This window comes from Sphingobium sufflavum (assembly GCF_021403115.1).
Classification (GTDB): Bacteria; Pseudomonadota; Alphaproteobacteria; order Sphingomonadales; family Sphingomonadaceae; genus Sphingobium; species Sphingobium sufflavum.
This window is the reverse complement of the sequence record NZ_JAJSSH010000003.1, coordinates 344,107-359,263: the sequence shown is the minus strand read 5'-3', so window position 1 is coordinate 359,263 and position 15,157 is coordinate 344,107. Positions and strand designations below refer to the sequence as shown.

17 protein-coding genes are annotated in these 15,157 nt (G+C 64.4%); 9 read left to right on the top strand and 8 right to left on the bottom strand.

Annotated features, from left to right (window positions below; genetic code table 11):
* Nucleotides 1–86: 86 nt before the first annotated feature.
* Both LWE61_RS07255 and LWE61_RS07250 read left to right on the top strand, forming a co-directional pair.
* Nucleotides 87–1,235, top strand: coding sequence for a glycosyltransferase family 4 protein (locus LWE61_RS07255; protein WP_234149370.1), 1,149 nt, complete (start codon nt 87–89; stop codon nt 1,233–1,235).
* An 8-nt stretch (nt 1,236–1,243) separates the two neighbouring features.
* Nucleotides 1,244–1,438: a hypothetical protein gene (locus LWE61_RS07250; protein WP_234149369.1), complete on the top strand. Its 195-nt coding sequence runs from the start codon at nt 1,244–1,246 to the stop codon at nt 1,436–1,438.
* 91 nt (nt 1,439–1,529) lie between these two features.
* Here the strand turns inward: LWE61_RS07250 and LWE61_RS07245 are convergent, their stop codons facing one another.
* Entirely contained in the window at nt 1,530–1,943 is a 414-nt protein-coding gene (locus tag LWE61_RS07245) for an inhibitor of vertebrate lysozyme family protein (RefSeq protein WP_234149368.1), read from the bottom strand.
* Between the two features lie 189 nt (nt 1,944–2,132).
* On the opposite strand from LWE61_RS07245, the gene LWE61_RS07240 reads away from it, so the two are divergent.
* The 6 genes from LWE61_RS07240 (at nt 2,133) to LWE61_RS07215 (ending at nt 8,395) form a co-directional block, all read left to right on the top strand.
* Entirely contained in the window at nt 2,133–3,266 is a 1,134-nt protein-coding gene (locus LWE61_RS07240) for a GGDEF domain-containing protein (protein WP_234149367.1), read from the top strand.
* A 137-nt stretch (nt 3,267–3,403) separates the two neighbouring features.
* Nucleotides 3,404–3,847 carry a MarR family winged helix-turn-helix transcriptional regulator gene (locus tag LWE61_RS07235; RefSeq protein WP_234149366.1) on the top strand — a complete coding sequence of 148 codons (444 nt, stop codon included), beginning with the start codon at nt 3,404–3,406 and terminating at the stop codon, nt 3,845–3,847.
* A 1-nt stretch (nt 3,848) separates the two neighbouring features.
* Nucleotides 3,849–5,894 (top strand): FUSC family protein, encoded by a 2,046-nt coding sequence (locus LWE61_RS07230; RefSeq protein WP_234149365.1) that lies wholly within the window; start codon nt 3,849–3,851, stop codon nt 5,892–5,894.
* On the top strand, nt 5,891–6,106 hold the full coding sequence (locus tag LWE61_RS07225) for a DUF1656 domain-containing protein (RefSeq protein WP_234149364.1): 216 nt from the start codon (nt 5,891–5,893) through the stop codon (nt 6,104–6,106). Before LWE61_RS07230 ends, LWE61_RS07225 begins: the two co-directional genes overlap by 4 nt.
* Nucleotides 6,103–6,996 carry an efflux RND transporter periplasmic adaptor subunit gene (locus LWE61_RS07220; protein ID WP_234149363.1) on the top strand — a complete coding sequence of 298 codons (894 nt, stop codon included), beginning with the start codon at nt 6,103–6,105 and terminating at the stop codon, nt 6,994–6,996. The genes LWE61_RS07225 and LWE61_RS07220 overlap by 4 nt, the downstream gene beginning before the upstream one ends.
* Nucleotides 6,989–8,395 carry an efflux transporter outer membrane subunit gene (locus LWE61_RS07215; RefSeq protein WP_234149362.1) on the top strand — a complete coding sequence of 469 codons (1,407 nt, stop codon included), beginning with the start codon at nt 6,989–6,991 and terminating at the stop codon, nt 8,393–8,395. The genes LWE61_RS07220 and LWE61_RS07215 overlap by 8 nt, the downstream gene beginning before the upstream one ends.
* A 7-nt stretch (nt 8,396–8,402) precedes the next feature.
* On the opposite strand, the gene mtnA is transcribed toward LWE61_RS07215, so the two are convergent.
* Genes mtnA through mtnB form a run of 6 tightly spaced genes read right to left on the bottom strand, consistent with a single transcriptional unit; the run spans nt 8,403 to nt 12,601 of the window.
* Nucleotides 8,403–9,488 (bottom strand): S-methyl-5-thioribose-1-phosphate isomerase, encoded by a 1,086-nt coding sequence (gene mtnA / locus LWE61_RS07210; RefSeq protein WP_234149361.1) that lies wholly within the window; start codon nt 9,486–9,488, stop codon nt 8,403–8,405.
* On the bottom strand, nt 9,485–10,726 hold the full coding sequence (gene mtnK, locus LWE61_RS07205) for an S-methyl-5-thioribose kinase (RefSeq protein ID WP_234149360.1): 1,242 nt from the start codon (nt 10,724–10,726) through the stop codon (nt 9,485–9,487). The genes mtnA and mtnK overlap by 4 nt, the downstream gene beginning before the upstream one ends.
* Nucleotides 10,723–11,235, bottom strand: a complete 513-nt coding sequence (mtnC, locus tag LWE61_RS07200; RefSeq protein ID WP_326490616.1) for an acireductone synthase — start codon at nt 11,233–11,235, stop codon at nt 10,723–10,725. The genes mtnK and mtnC overlap by 4 nt, the downstream gene beginning before the upstream one ends.
* A gap of 12 nt (nt 11,236–11,247) precedes the next feature.
* The gene (locus LWE61_RS20785) at nt 11,248–11,430 is read right to left on the bottom strand and encodes a hypothetical protein (RefSeq protein WP_326490615.1); all 183 of its coding nucleotides are present in this window, start codon (nt 11,428–11,430) and stop codon (nt 11,248–11,250) included.
* Complete coding sequence (locus LWE61_RS07195) at nt 11,427–11,978, bottom strand: 1,2-dihydroxy-3-keto-5-methylthiopentene dioxygenase (protein WP_234149359.1); 552 nt, start codon at nt 11,976–11,978, stop codon at nt 11,427–11,429. Before LWE61_RS07195 ends, LWE61_RS20785 begins: the two co-directional genes overlap by 4 nt.
* The gene (mtnB, locus tag LWE61_RS07190; RefSeq protein WP_234149358.1) at nt 11,975–12,601 is read right to left on the bottom strand and encodes a methylthioribulose 1-phosphate dehydratase; all 627 of its coding nucleotides are present in this window, start codon (nt 12,599–12,601) and stop codon (nt 11,975–11,977) included. Before mtnB ends, LWE61_RS07195 begins: the two co-directional genes overlap by 4 nt.
* A gap of 243 nt (nt 12,602–12,844) precedes the next feature.
* Here mtnB and LWE61_RS07185 point away from each other — a divergent pair, with 243 nt between their 5' ends.
* On the top strand, nt 12,845–13,465 hold the full coding sequence (locus LWE61_RS07185; protein WP_234149357.1) for a hypothetical protein: 621 nt from the start codon (nt 12,845–12,847) through the stop codon (nt 13,463–13,465).
* 22 nt (nt 13,466–13,487) lie between these two features.
* On the opposite strand, the gene LWE61_RS07180 is transcribed toward LWE61_RS07185, so the two are convergent.
* Complete coding sequence (locus LWE61_RS07180) at nt 13,488–15,083, bottom strand: cytochrome P450 (protein ID WP_234149356.1); 1,596 nt, start codon at nt 15,081–15,083, stop codon at nt 13,488–13,490.
* Nucleotides 15,084–15,157: the final 74 nt, after the last annotated feature.

Below are 15,157 nucleotides of genomic sequence, written 5' to 3'. Positions count from 1 at the left end.
GTCCCTCCTGTCACACCGGATGGACGTTCTGTCACGTCATGCGGTTCCGCTTTGGACTTGAGGCGCCCCGCCGCTATAGGGTCGCGATGGACGTTAAAGACCTTCGCATCGCCCTGTTCAGCGGCAACTATAATTATGTTCGCGACGGCGCCAATCGCGCGCTCAATTCGCTGGTGGGCTACCTGCTGCGACAGGGGGCACAGGTACGCATCTATTCGCCCGTGGTGGCAGAGCCGGCCTTTGTGGCGACGGGCGACCTCATCGGCCTGCCCAGTATTTCCATTCCCGGTCGGGCCGAATATCGCATCCCTATGGGCCTCTCTCCACGCGTGCGCCGCGATCTTCGCGCCCTTGCGCCCAATATCGTGCATATCTCAAGCCCGGACCCTGCCGCACATCGCGCCGTAACATGGGCGCGCGACCGCGACCTGCCGGTCCTGGCGTCGGTCCACACCCATTTCGAAACCTATTTCCGCTATTACAACCTCTCCTTCCTGGAGCCGGTGATGGCGGCGATCCTGCGCCGCCTTTATCGCCGCTGCGACGCGCTGGTCGCTCCGTCGGAGAGTTTTGCGCAAGTGCTGCGCGAACAGCGGATGAACTATGACATCTCCATCTGGTCGCGCGGCATCGACCGGGCCGTCTTCAATCCCGATCGCCGCGACGCGGAATGGCGCAGCGCGCAGGGTTTTGGCGACGAGGAGGTCGTAGTCGGCTTCCTCGGCCGACTGGTGATGGAGAAGGGGCTGGACGTCTTCTCCGACACCATCGACGCACTCCGCCGCCGGGGCGTTCCCCATCGCATATTGGTGGTCGGCGATGGTCCGGCCCGCGAGTGGTTCGAACGGCGGCTGCCGGGCGCGGTCTTCACCGGATTTCAGGCGGGGGCCGACCTCGCCCGCGCGGTGGCGGCGATGGACGTGTTGTTCAACCCTTCGGAAACAGAAACGTTCGGCAATGTCACGCTGGAGGCGATGGCTTGCGCCGTGCCCGCGCTGGGTGCGCGGGCAACAGGCAGCGCCAGCATCATCCACCATGGTACCACCGGCTTTCTGTGCGAGCCAGGCTCGATCACCGAATTTACCAACCGGCTGGAATCCTATGTCCGTGATCCCGCCTTACGTGCCTCCCATGCGACAGCGGCAGCACAGGAAGCGTCCCGTTATGAATGGGATCCGATCAACCAGGCGGTGGTCGACGCCTATCTCCGCCTGATCGCCGCCCGCAATCGGTAGGGCCGCCCATGCGGACCCGGCTGAGTATCTGCCTGCGCAAGGCACGCTACGCATCGGCGGCGGAGGCATTGGCTGCGATCCAGCGATCCGGCCTCATCCTGCGTCCCTATCGCTGCGACCGTTGTCGACAGTTCCACCTGACCAGCCGCACGAAGGGCAAACGGCGACTGCCAGTGACGACTGGGGGCAGGAATGATGCGTAGGGGCCAGAGATCCATATGACGAAAAGCCACCCTTCAAAAAGATAGATTCTCTCGCCACCCGGACCTGGTCGGAGTCATGCATATCGACAGCCTAGCAGGCCGAAGCGACACCGTCCGATGCATCCAGCTTGACGACACAGGCAGCCTCTCGCGAACCAGCACCGCCGACCAGCCGTTGCACACCGTTAACCTTGATAACCGCAAGGGCACTCTTCCTGTCGGGCAGCAGAAAGACATTCGCCTGATCCGTGTCGCAATAATGACTCTTGCATCCGAACAGATACACGACGGTCGTGGCGCCCAACTTCAGCGAACGGGGCTGGCTAGACACCTGGTTAAGCTTCACCAGCCAGACCAGCTTGCGCGCCTCTGTGGGCAGACTGGCAATATAGGCGGCATAAGCTTTCTCATAACCCGGCGGAAAGGGGGTGGCAGGCCCTGTGGCCTGTGCCGCTCCCGTTACCGAAAGGCAGGTGGCGATTGCGATCATCCGGGCGAATTCCATGGCGGTCTCCCTGTCACGAACGAAGCGATTATCATGCCAGAATTTGCACAAAAACGCGATGTCTCATGCGGTTCGCCTCGAGATCGGTACGTCCGTGCAACCATGTTTTACGGGATTTATACAGGGCACGGTTAAGAGCGATGCCAAGGCGGGTCGCATCGCCTTCGTCGGGCGAGGGTTAGAGAGTAGATGAAATTTGGCGCACGGAAGGGTCGCATCGCGATCTCCGATTCCACGAACATAGAGTTGATCCGCAGCCTGTTCGATGCGGTAGTCCCAACGATCATCATGTCGGCAGGTTTTGCGCTTGTCGGCATTACGATCGTCGCCCACCATAGCGACCTGCCCCTGATGACCATCCTCATCCTGGGCTGCTGCGCGTCGGTGGTGCGGCTGGTGGTGACCATCCATGCTGCCGGGGCCGGGTCTGACGCCCATCTCACCATCGAAAAGGCTCGGTTGCTGGAGAAGCGGTTTGCCGCTGCCTATCTGGCCTTTGCCACTTGCCTTGGGCTTTTCGGTGCACGGGCCTTCATGCTGTCCTCCTCTGACGTCCATATGCTCACCATCTGCCTGCTGGTCGGCTATGGTGCCGGGGTGGCGGCCACCGTGGGACTACGCCCGTGGATAGCGGTGCCCGCGATGATCGTCGCCATAGCGCCCGCCATCGCTACTGCCATTACCTACCATGACCATATCTACTGGGCGCTCGCGGGCCTCACCACAGCCTTCCTCGCCGGCGGGATCAACAGCCTGAAAGGTCGACACGCCAAATTCGCGGCGGAGGTCAGCCTACGGATCAGTTGCGCGAAGATGGCAAGGCAGGACGTGTTGACCGAGCTGCCGAACCGGCTCGCCCTGCGCGAATGTTTCGAGGAACGGATGGCCCGCACCGACGATCGACACCTGACGGCCTTGCATTGTCTGGACCTCAACGGTTTCAAGCCGGTCAACGACAATTATGGTCACCCCGTCGGGGACACGCTGCTGGTCGCAGTCGCACAGCGTATATCGGCCTGTATTCGCAACACCGACCTTGCGGCCCGTCTTGGCGGCGACGAGTTCGTGGTCGCCCAGTTCGACGTCACGCGGGAATATGAGGCAGAGGCGCTCGCGCAGCGACTGACGGACGCCATTGCGACTCCCTATGAGATCGGCGAACACCAGATCACCATCTCGACGTCGGTAGGTTATGTCGTCACCGACCGCCGATCCGAACTGGAGGATTTGCTCGGACTGGCGGATGAGGCGCTCTATCTGGGCAAGCAACGCCACCGGCTGGTCAAGCCACGCCCCGTTGGCGCGCTCATCATGGCGCGGTGACAGGCGGGACGGTGCCCAACCACCGCCAGCCCATTTGCTGACGATGGCAGCCCAGCGATGCGCTTAGTCTCTCCAAGCCTTGGCTCCCTCCCTTCGATTCACTTGAGAATTATTAATTAGTTAGCTATCTAATAATTATGAGTCGCATTTTTCTCGAACGTCAGATTGCCCATTATATGGCTCCCGTCGCGCAGGGGTGGCGACAGCTTGCCGATGCCGCGCTGGCGGAATTGCGTGTATCCAACTCCAGCGGCTGGTGCCTCATCTATCTCGACCGACTCGGCCCGGATGCGCGCCAGATCGACCTTGCACGCGAAATCGGCATCAGCCAGCCCTCGCTCGTCCGCACCCTCGACCAGCTTGAGGCGGCGGGCCTTGTCGACCGCATAGCCCATCCAGAAGACCGTCGCTCCAACCTGCTCATCCTGACTCCTGCCGGCAAGTCTCTGGTGGGGCAGATAGAGGAAAAGCTGGGCACATTGCGCCACAGTCTGCTAGACGGCCTGTCGGACGGGGACTTGGAAACGGTGCAGCGGGTCATGAGCCTGCTGACCGATCGCATCGCGGAACGGCGGACCTGAAATGGGCGCGCGGTTCGGCCTCCCGACAGCATTGTTCGCGGTCAAATGCCTGGCCGCTGCCGCGCTAGCCCTCTATGTCTCGCTCAGTATCGGGCTGGAGCGCCCCTATTGGGCGTTCCTCACATCCTTCATCGTCGCACAGCCGTTGGCCAGCGCGGTCCTCTCCAAGGCAATGTTCCGCGTCATTGGGACATTCGTGGGCGCCATCGCTGCGGTGGCGATGGTGCCGACACTGGTCAACGCGCCGGAGTTGCTCTCACTGGCCTTCGCCCTCTGGCTGGCCTTGTGCGTGTTCGTCTCGCTGCTCGACCGCACGCCACGCTCCTACATGTTCGTGCTTGCGGGCTATAGCGCCTGCATCATCGGCCTGCCGAGCGTCGACACACCCGACCAGATCTTCACCATCGCGGCGCTGCGCGTGCAAGAAATCAGCGTGGGCATCGCCTGCGCCGGGCTGGTCCATGGCTTCGTGCTGCCCGGCTCCATCACCGACATGCTGCTGGGCCGGGTGCGTGGCATGTTGCTGGATGCGGAACGCTGGTCCCGCGACGCCATTGCCCCGCAACCGGCAGCGGGGCTAGAAGCTGAACGGCGACGGCTGGCGCAGGACGTGACCGAACTGCATCAACTCTCCGTCCACCTTCCTTTCGAGACTTCACGGATCGCGCCGCGCGTCCGCACCGTTCGAGCTTTGCAGGACCAGGTATCGCTGCTGCTACCCTTGGGCGCAGCGTTACAGGATCGCCTCGCTTCCTTGCGCGATTATGGCGGTGTACCCCCCGCGATCGCGGGGCTGATCGCCGACACGCGCGACTGGCTCGCCACGCCGGGAGAAGATCTTACCGCGCGCACCGCCAGGGCGGAGGATCTGCGCACCCGCTGCACTATCCTGGAACCCAGGGTTGGCCCTGCGACAACATGGCAGGAGATGCTGCGCCTCAGTCTCACCGCGCGCCTCGCCATGCTCATCGCCGCGCATCGCGACTGCCGTGACCTTTACGACCAGATGGTCACCCATAGCCGCCAGCCCGTGACGATGCGTGTCGCCGAATTATTAGAGGGGCGCCGCAACCGGGAATTGCACCGCGATTATGCAGGCGCGCTGCGTGGAGCGGTCGGTGCCTTCATCACCCTGTTTTTGGGCTGCCTCATCTGGATATACAGCGGCTGGCAGGATGGCGGCACCGCCGTCATGCTGGCTGGCGTCTTCCTGGCCCTTTTCTCGGCCAGCGACAACCCCGCCGTACCGCTACGCGCCTTCATGACCGGCACATTGATTGCTGTGCTTGTCGGCGCTCTCTATGGTTTCGCCATTCTGCCCAGAGTCGATGGATTTGCGATGTTCATCGCGGTCATGGCACCCGTCGTGCTGATTGGCGCGGCACTATCCGCATCACCCCGCTATGGCGGCATCGCCCTCGCCGCCATGTTGGGGCTGGGCAGCCCCGCTCTGATCTCCGATCATTATATCAACGCTTTTGCATCCTATGCCAACGGCTCCATCGCACAGCTCGTCGGCATCTGGTATGCCCTTGTCATGGTCGGACTGCTGCAATCGGCGGGCGCGCAGGCGGCGATCCGGCGGACGGTGCGCGCGGGCTGGCGTGACATCGCCACGCGCAGCAATCTGATGCGTGCACCCGACGTGCGCGGCTGGATCAATCGCATGCTGGATCGGGTGGCGCTGCTCGCCCCGCGTGTCGCCGCGACCGGGCAGGACAGCGGCCACATCCTTGATGAGGCGTTGCGTAACCTGCGCACCGGCGTCGCCATCGGCGAACTGCGCCAGCTTCGCCTCGCCATGCCGATGGACCAAGCCGCGCCGCTGACCGGCGTTCTGCGCGAGGTCGGCCTCCATTATGGCCGCCTCGATCCGGCAGACCCGGCACCCGCATCTCCCACCCTTCTCGCCCATATCGACAGCGCCATTCGCGATGTCGCGTTCAACCCCCGTGGCACGATCCGGCGCGAGACGACCCTCGCCCTCGTCAGCCTGCGCCGCAACCTCTTCCCCGCTGCACCGGGCTATCGGGAGGCGGCGGCATGATCGGTGAAACGGCTATCGGTGGGGTCTTCGTGCCCACCCTCCTCCTCCTCGCCATCGCGGCGCTGATCCTGTCCGCCGGATTAACGCGGATCGTCGCCGCGTTCGGCCTTTACCGCTTCGTCGCCTATCGCGCGCTGGTCGACCCCAGCCTGTTCATTCTGGTCTTTGGCCTCCTCGCCTGGCTCGTTCCGTTCCTGGGATATCGTCTATGAACCGCCTGATCGCCCCGCTGATCCGCAGCGCCGCCACCATCCTGATCGTGGTCCTCGCCATCCTCGTCGCGCTGTGGATGTGGAACCATTATGAGCGAAGCCCCTGGACGCGAGATGGCCGGGTGCGCGCTGATGTGGTGCGGGTGACACCCGACATCGGCGGCCTCGTCACCAGCGTCTCCGTGCAGGACAATCAGGCGGTACGGGCGGGCGATCTCCTCTTTATCATCGACCGGCCCCGCTATGCGCTGGCTCTGGATCAGGCCAACGCCCGCATTGCCAGCGCCCGCGCCACGCTCAACCAGGCACGGCGGGAGGCGACCCGCGACCTCGCGCTGGGCGATCTGGTCGCTGCGGAAGCGCATGAGCAGAATGTCGCCCGCGTCGCCACCGCACAGGCCGCCCTCGCCGAAGCCATCACCGCTCGCGAGGGTGCCGCGCTGGACCTTCGCCGCACGCGGGTTCTTGCCTCCGTGAACGGCACTGTCACCAACCTCGACCTCCACCCCGGCGACTATGTCGCGGCGGGCAAGCAGGCAATGGCGCTGGTCGACCGGGACAGCCTCCGCGTCGAGGGCTATTTCGAGGAAACGAAGCTGCCGCTCATCTGCATCGGCGCGCCGGTAATGGTGCGGCTGATGGGCGAGGCGACGGACCTGCATGGCCGGGTGGACAGCATCGCCTATGGCATCAACGACAGCAGCCGCAGTGATAGCAGCAATCTGCTCCCGACGGTCGAGCCAACCTTTTCCTGGGTGCGTCTGGCCCAGCGTATCCCGGTGCGTGTGAAGCTGGGCACAGTGCCATCGGACATCCGTCTGATCGCGGGCCGCACAGCCACGGTCAGCGTCGAACCGATGACCTCGGCGGGGCGCTGCCGCCATGCATAACCGCCATCTCGTACCCCTGATCGCCCTGACCCTCACGGCCTGCGCGACGGCGGGGCCGGACTATCATCCGTCGACCCGGTCTGCCGCCACCCTGCCCGCAGCGCAGGACGCTTTCCACTCGGCGCAGGGATCACCCCTTACCATAGATGCACCGCTCCCCGACCACTGGTGGCGGCTCTATAAAGACCCGCGTCTTGACGCGCTGGTCGAGCAGGCACTCTCCGCCAATACCGACCTGCGCGTCGCCGACGCCACCATCGTCCGCGCACAGGCTATCCTTCGAGAGGCGGAAGCCGGCCGCACGATCAACACGTCTGTCGAAGGCGACGTCAGCCTCGCCCGTCCCTCCGCCACCGGAGCGACCTTGCCCGGCTCTGTCGGCTATGATCTCGGCCTCGGCGCCAGTTATCCGCTCGATCTCAACGGCCGTATCCGCCGCGCGATTCAGGCCAGCACGGCGGATGTGGAGGCCAGCGTCGCAGCGCGTGACTATGTGCGCGTTGGCGTCGCCGCCGCGACCGCCAAAGCCTATGCGCAGGTTTGCGCCGCCAACTATGCGATGGGCGTGAACCGACAGATCGTCACCCTGCAACGCCGGACGCTCGACGCCACGCAGCGCCTTGCACACGGCGGGCGCGGCACCGCCTTCGACGTCAGTCGCGCGCGCTCGGCAGTGGAAAGCAGCGAGGCGACCCTACCCGCCTTCGCGACGGAGCGACAGACCGGGCTATACCTGCTCGCCACACTGACTGGCCGTCCTCCCGCTGACTATCCCGCCGACGTCGCAGATTGCGCTACCCTGCCGTCGCTGGCGCAACCGCTGCCGGTGGGCGATGGCGCGGCGCTCATCCGTCGCCGTCCTGACATCCGGCAAGCGGAGCGGGCCATCGCAGCGGACACCGCGCGGCTCGGCGTCGCCATGGCAGACCTTTATCCGCAAATCAGCATCGGCGGATCCGTCGGGTTGACGGGACCACTACGGACACTGGGTTCGGGCACCGCCGTCGGGTTCAGCTTCGGTCCCTTGCTGAACTGGAGCTTTCCCAACCGCCCCATCGTCCGCGCCCGAATCGTCGGAGCCGATGCACAGATACAGGCCGATCTCGCCACCTTCGACGGCACGGTGCTGGAGGCGCTACGCCAAACGGAGAGCGCATTGGAAATCTATCGCCGCAACGCCCAACGCGCCGATGCCCTTTCGCGCGCGCAGACCAGCGCCGCATTGTCCGCCGCGCAGGCTGGGCGACTGTTCCGCTTCGGCCGCGGCGATTTCCTGTCCCTGCTCGACGCCCAACGCAGCCTCGCCGCAGCACAGGCGCAGAACGCCGGCGCGAAGACGCAGCTTTTGCAGGACCAGATCAACCTTTTCCTCGCGCTCGGCGGCGGCTGGCAACGCTAAACGAGGTTCAGACCTTTTCCGTCGACAGGGCAAACATCCGTGCCAGATCGGCCGGTCCGGCCAGCAGGCCCGCCTCCGTCACATAACCCGTCACCAGCGCAGTCGGGGTGATGTCGAATGCCGGATTGTGAGCAGGCGATCCCGTCACCCGGACCCGCGTTGGCACACCGGCATCGTCCGGCCCGGTGATGAAGCACACCTCGTCGCCGGATCGTTCCTCAATTGGCACGCTCCCCCCATCCGGCGTCGCGGGGTCATAGGTGCCGGACGGTAGTGCAACATAAAAAGGCACGCCATGCGCCTGTGCCGCCAGCGCCTTCAGATAGGTGCCGATCTTGTTGCAGACATCGCCATTGGCGGTCACCCGGTCGGTGCCGACAATCACCATGTCGACCTGTCCCTGCTGCATCAGCAGGCCGCCCGCATTATCCACGATCAGACTGTGCGGCACGCCATGCTCCGCCAGTTCGAATGCGGTCAGCGCGCCCTGATTTCGGGGGCGCGTCTCATCCACCCACACATGCAAGCCTATCCCCTCGTCATGCGCGCGATAGAGGGGCGCGGTCGCCGTGCCCCAATCCACCGTCGCCAGCCAGCCCGCATTGCAATGGGTCAGGATATTGACGGGCGCACCGCCCTTGGCTCGCGCAATCTCGCGGATCAGCGGCAGGCCCGCGTCGCCGATGGCCCGGTTGACCGCCACATCTTCATCGCACAATCGCGCCGCTTCGGCGTAGGCAGCGGCGGCGCGTTCGTCCGACGCCAAAGGCGCGACTACGCGCCGCACGCGCTCTAACGCCCAGAACAGATTGATAGCGGTCGGCCGCGCCGTCGCCAGCCGTGCAAAGGCCGCCTCCAGCGCCGCATCGCCGCCGTCCACGCGCAACGCCAGCGCCAGCCCATAGGCTGCCACAGCCCCGATCAGCGGCGCCCCGCGCGTCGCCATGTCGGCAATGGCGTAGAAAGCGTCATCGGCGGTGCGCAGGCACATCCTTTCCAGCGCCCAGGGCAGGCGGCGCTGATCGAAGATTCCGACTGTCCAGCCGTCCTCCTCCAGCCAGATCGACCGGCTACTTTCTCCCGCGATCTTCATGCGCCGGCCGACTCCCGCAATATGGCCTGCGCCACGGCCGCCGCGTCCGGGAAGGCATCCCGTTCGACGAGCAGCGCCCAGCCAAGATGCAACGCCCGCCGCTCGCACACTGCGCGCATTGCCTCGTCCACAATAGTCTCGAAATCCGCAACATGGGCAAGGCCGAGGATGCGGCGGATGACCTCACACCCCGCAAAGCCCAGCGCATCCTGCCAGATCGCCGCCAGCCGCTCCGCTATCGCCGCTTCACGCAGATCGGCGTCCCCACGGCCCAGCGCATGGAGCGAGCCATGATCCGCATCTCGTTCCAACGCGCGCCAATGCCCCGCAAAACGGGTCGCAAAACCATTCCAAAGGGTAGCTGCCTGATCGAGCAGCAAGCCATCCATGCTCCTGCCGGGCCGTTGGCCGGGTTGCGCGAGACAGGCCATCCACAGGTTTGCCAATAGCATGCCGACATCGAAACCGATGGGACCGTAGAAGGCAAACTCAGGGTCAATAATCTTCGTGTCCGCTTCTGTCACCATGACCGAACCGGTATGGAGGTCGCCATGCAGCAACGCTTCCGGCGCGGCGAGGAAGCGTGCCTTCATCCCCTGCGCGGCCAAGCGTAGCGGCACGTCCACGCAAAAGGCCGCAACCACATCCTCCAGTCCCGGCGTATGATGGTTCATTGGCGCATCGAAGAAAGGCTCGTCGAAGATCAGGTCTTCGCTGATCCGGCACATCGCCGTATTGCCCAGATAGGCGGCGATACGCGCCTTCTTCTCGACCACCGGCATGGCGATGTCCGATGTAAAGAATAATGTATCCGCCAGAAATTCCGCCAGATGCCCGGCAAGCAGCGGATATCGCTCCCCCTCGGCCAGCGCGCCGCGCAGAGTGCGATGGGACCGCAGCAGTTCCATGACGGTCAGCGCCATGACATCGTCATGGTGCAACAGCGCGGGCACGCGGTCCGGCGCCCACCGCGCCTGATCGGCCAGCGCCAGCCGCTCATAATAGGCGCGCGACAGGGGCAGCGGCCAGCTTTCCCCGACCAGCCGCACATAGGGGAGCGCCTGCTTGGCCGCCACGCCGCCCTCCTGCCCGGTGACGAGGAAGACGACGTTGAGGTTACCGTCACCCACTTCCCGCACCGTCCACTGGTCCGGCGACCCGCCCAGTCGTTTGGCGATGGTGGGTATCGTGGCGAGAAAGGAGGCAACGCTCCCCTCGTCCAGCGGGGTATAGCTCATGCGTCGATGTCCAGAGGAAGGATGTCGTCAAAACTGGTCGCGACCGGATAGGCATCGGTCACCGGCTGGCCATCCCGCGCCAGCAGGATCACGGACAGGCCAGCGCCGCGCGCCGCAGCCAGTTCTTCCGGCGTGTCCGACAAAAACAGGATGTCGTGGGGCGGCAGGCCCAGCGTGGCGGCGATGGCATGATAGGCGCGCTCCTCCCGCTTGCCGCCGATCGCCGTGTCGAAATGACCAGTGAATAACGGGGTCAGGTCGCCATGATCGCTCCAGCCGAACAACAGCTTCTGCGCCGCCACGGAGCCGGAGGAATAGACATGGAGAGATAGGCCCGCTCCATGCCAGCGCCACAACCCCGCCGCCGCATCATCATAAACATGACCGGTATAGGCGCGATTCGCATAACCCTCCGCCCAGATCAGCCCCTGCAACTGCTTGAGCGGGCCGATCTTGCGGTCTGCGTCATGCCATTCCAGCAGGCGCGCGATGCAACCCGCCTCGTCCAACCTTTCGCCAGCTTACACCCGTACCGCATCCAGTATCGGGGCAACTTCGCGCGGATGCCCGGCTACGAAGTCCGCCAGCCGCTCACGGGAATAGGGAAACAGCACCTCATGGACAAAGGCGATGCTCGACGTCGTCCCCTCAATGTCAGTGACGATAGCGCGCGGCATCCAGGGCGGGGTACGGCGCGCGATCACAGCGCGCCATCATACAAGGGGATGGCCTTGGCGATCTCATCCCCGGTGAAGCGCGCGACCCAGCCATCGGGCGTGGTGAACAGCCGGATGGCCGTAAAATGCGGCTCTGCACCCGTATCGAACCAGTGATGCGTGCCCGCTGGCAACACGATCAGGTCGCCCGCGGTACATTCCAGCGCCATCACCGCGCCGTTCGCGCGGATGTAGAAGAGACCCGATCCCTCGACAAAAAAGCGCACTTCATCATCGTCATGCACATGCTCGGCGAGGAATTTGGCACGCATTTCCACTCGTTGAGGATGGTGGGGGGTCAAACGCACGACATCGCAGCTCTGGTATCCGCCCGCCGCCTTCAGCCGCGCCACATCAGCACCATAGGCCGACAAGATTGCGGCATCGTCCGCGTCCGACGGCAGAATAGCGCAGGCGTCCCACTGCTCCAGCCGTACCCCCGCCGGGGCGAGAGCCACGGCAATGGCATCCCGGTCTATGATCGTCCCGTGCGGCGCATGGGGCGGCCGATCGTCATACAGGGCCAGCGCGGTCATCGGCCCGCTCCTTTCAGCTTCCATTCCTCCCAGGCGCAGGCGAGCAGGAATTCGCAGCCTTCCACGATATTCTCCGCCGCCTCGATGGTTGGTCCCCAGGCGTAGAGGCCATGCCCCGCGATATAGAAGGCGGGCAGCAAGCGTTCCTGCGCCTCCAGCAACGGCCGCAATTCCGCCGCCAGCGCGAGCATGTCCTGGCTATTGTCGACCAGCGGCAGGACCACCCGCGCATCATGCGTGGCAACACCGGGAAACACCTTCAACAGCTCATAACCCTCCAATTCAATGCCGCCTGAACCCGCCAGCGCGCGGGTCAGCACGGTTCCGGCCACCGAATGGGTGTGCAGCACCGCGCCTACCGTCGCGTCCACCGCATAAACGAGGCAGTGCAGCAACGTCTCTGCGGAGGACTTGCCAGCATCTATCGGCGTGCCGTCGGGTGCGACCCGCATCAGTTGCGCCTCGGTCAACCGCCCCTTGTGCGTGCCAGACGCGGTGATGAGTATCTCACCGCTGTCCAGTCGTGCCGAATAATTTCCGGCGGTCGCAGGTGCCAGCCCACGGGAATCGAGGCGGCGACCCGTCTCGATGATCGAAAGTGCAACGGTCGATGCGTCGGGCACGAGGGCAATTCATCCATATATGAAATGGGGAGAGTGGGCCGCAGGACGGCGGGTCATCCTTGTCGGACGTGCCTACATCCTAGACGGCGTTTGATGACGGTTTGATGATAACGGGCTTTGGGATGGACGGGACCATAGATGCGAGACGGGCGGGCGCAACCGCCTTGATGCAGGGAACCATATCAGTGGCTCTCTGACAGGGATTGCTCTGGCCTCTCCGGCGGACGGGCGCTAGGAGGCGCGATGACGACCGCAAAAGACTTGGTTCACCTCGGCAAACTAATCGCCGCAACCCATGGCTGGGCCGCCGCAAAGGCGTTCAAATCCTATCGAATGGGCGACGCCGACCGGGCAGTTCTCGCCACCTGCGCGGTCGATCTGCTGCGCGTCTTTCCCACCCGACCGGATAGCAGCGCCCTCATGAGCGCCGCCTTCGCCGTACAGCTCGACCGTGTGTTGAGCGCCCCGGTTCAGGTCGTCGCGGGCACGCTGTCAATGGAGGGGGAGCCTGTCCTTGGCGACCACCGCCCGTTCGATGGCCCGGCGACGTTCGCCCAGTCACATCCAGCCTGGCAGGGCCATGTCTGGGTGATGGTCGGCCCCTATGTCGCCGACATCGCGCTGTTCCGCGCCGCCTACTCCCCCGCCGGTCCACCCCGCCTTGCCCGGCACATCGATTTGCTCTTTGGCCCGAACCAGGCTCTATATGTCGATGCGTGGCAACGGTCGCGCCAACGCGGCCTGCACTATGAACCGCAATATGTGCTGGCCGAGGCAGAGGTGACAGGCCTGATGGGTGGTGCCTATGCCCTGATCGAGGAGGCACGGGCCGAGCGCACCGGCGACGGCTCGTCCAGCGGCTGACCGCCGCCGCCGCGTCACCGCTTCAACTCCCGCCGCGCGGCCCCAGCGCGGTAAGCTCTGCGTCCAGCGCATCCAGCGCCTCGTCGGTAAACATGTCCGCCGCGAAGGACTGTATCGCGCGCAGGGTCATGCTCTTGCCCAACCCGATGCGCTTGTCCGCGCTGACGCCGGGGAAATGCTTGTCCAACAACGCCTTTGCCACCGGGTCTGCCAGCAGCACGCCCAGTTTGGTCTGCGCAGTCGCATAGGGAACCGCCGGGACCGCCCCTGCCTTTTTGCGTCCGAAGCCGAACAGTCCTCGCCCGCCCTTCGCGTCCACCTGCGCATCGGACGCAGGAGAGAAAGACTCCGCCGGAGTCAGCTTCAGATGCATCTTCGCCAACCCACGAATGATGAAGCTCGGCTCATAGTCAAGGCGACGCTCGCTCCTTTCGCCATGCTCTTCCCCGACCAGGTCGATGTCCGCCGTATAGGCCAGCAGCTTTTCCAATATCGCCTGCACCTCGACACGGGCGAGAGGCGCGCCGATGCAAACATGCGCGCCGCGGCCAAAGCCAAGATGCTCCTTGATCTTCGGTCGACCGATCCTGAACTCGTCCGGCGCTTCCCAACGGCGCGGGTCGCGGTTGGCGGCAGCCAGTGCGATCATGACCTTCGTACCGATCGGGATCGGCACTCCAGCGACCTGCGTATCCCGCCGGGCCAGCCGCGCGGTCATCTTCGTCGATCCCTCCAGGCGCAGTACCTCCTCCAGAAAGCCAGGAATCTGCGATGGATCGGCACGCAACACCTGTTGCAAATCCGGCCGGTCGACGATGAACCGCATGGCGTTGCCGAGCAGCTTGGCGCTGGTATCCTGCCCCGCACCGAACAGGAATGTCGCAAGGCGCACGATCTCCATGGCATCCGGCGTCGATCCGTCCGGGAAGGTGCTGGCGGATAGTTCGGACAAAACATCGTCGCGCGGATTGGCGCGGCGGTCCACCACATATTGCGCGAAATACAGCCCCATCAACACCAATGGCTGATGTTCGGAAAAGGCATCCTCCGCGTCCAGACTGCCTGGCGGCGGTCCGGCTTCGATTGCGTCCATGAAGATTTGCCGGTCGTCAATCGGCACGCCCAGCAGGTCCGCAATGACCAGCGTGACGAACGGTGTGGCGATCTCCTTTATCAATTCGCACCCGCCCTTCGCCACCGCATCCCGCGCCAGCCGGTCGGCGAAATCGCTGATGAACTGCTCGTTCGCCTTCAGACGCGAGGGCGTGAACAGGCGGCTCAGGATGGAGCGGGAGAAGCCATGCGCTTCCCCGTCGAGCGACACGACCAGATCCCCGCCGACAAACGCCGTGCGATATTCCTCTATCTGTGCGCTGAGGTCGTCCGATACCGGCTCAAACGGCAAGGGCACCGCCGGTCCACCCGGTGCGATGACAGAAGAGAAATCCTCCGTATTCCGCAATACCTCCAGCGATTCCTCAAAGCCGGTGGCGATCACGATGTCCCGGCCGGGCAGGGGATAGACCGGCCCCTTTTCCCGCACCGCCTCGAAATAGGCATAGGGGTCGCGCAGGATACTATGGTCGCTGAAATAATCGCGGTCGACAAGGGCGGTCATCTTCACTCTCTCCTGTTGTCCGTTCTGCGACGGCTGGCATTCGTCAGGCATAATCCTGTTGCATGAAACGACGG

Coding starts and splice junctions, on each gene's coding strand:
- LWE61_RS07235 (WP_234149366.1), top strand. CDS start 3,404: ATGAGTCGCATTTTTCTCGAACGTCAGATTGCCCATTATATGGCTCCC.
- LWE61_RS07215 (WP_234149362.1), top strand. CDS start 6,989: ATGCATAACCGCCATCTCGTACCCCTGATCGCCCTGACCCTCACGGCC.
- LWE61_RS07240 (WP_234149367.1), top strand. CDS start 2,133: ATGAAATTTGGCGCACGGAAGGGTCGCATCGCGATCTCCGATTCCACG.
- LWE61_RS07185 (WP_234149357.1), top strand. CDS start 12,845: ATGACGACCGCAAAAGACTTGGTTCACCTCGGCAAACTAATCGCCGCA.
- LWE61_RS07225 (WP_234149364.1), top strand. CDS start 5,891: ATGATCGGTGAAACGGCTATCGGTGGGGTCTTCGTGCCCACCCTCCTC.
- LWE61_RS07180 (WP_234149356.1), bottom strand. CDS start 15,083: ATGACCGCCCTTGTCGACCGCGATTATTTCAGCGACCATAGTATCCTG.
- LWE61_RS07195 (WP_234149359.1), bottom strand. CDS start 11,978: ATGACCGCGCTGGCCCTGTATGACGATCGGCCGCCCCATGCGCCGCAC.
- LWE61_RS07230 (WP_234149365.1), top strand. CDS start 3,849: ATGGGCGCGCGGTTCGGCCTCCCGACAGCATTGTTCGCGGTCAAATGC.
- mtnA (WP_234149361.1), bottom strand. CDS start 9,488: ATGAAGATCGCGGGAGAAAGTAGCCGGTCGATCTGGCTGGAGGAGGAC.
- mtnK (WP_234149360.1), bottom strand. CDS start 10,726: ATGAGCTATACCCCGCTGGACGAGGGGAGCGTTGCCTCCTTTCTCGCC.
- LWE61_RS07255 (WP_234149370.1), top strand. CDS start 87: ATGGACGTTAAAGACCTTCGCATCGCCCTGTTCAGCGGCAACTATAAT.
- LWE61_RS07220 (WP_234149363.1), top strand. CDS start 6,103: ATGAACCGCCTGATCGCCCCGCTGATCCGCAGCGCCGCCACCATCCTG.
- LWE61_RS07245 (WP_234149368.1), bottom strand. CDS start 1,943: ATGGAATTCGCCCGGATGATCGCAATCGCCACCTGCCTTTCGGTAACG.
- LWE61_RS07250 (WP_234149369.1), top strand. CDS start 1,244: ATGCGGACCCGGCTGAGTATCTGCCTGCGCAAGGCACGCTACGCATCG.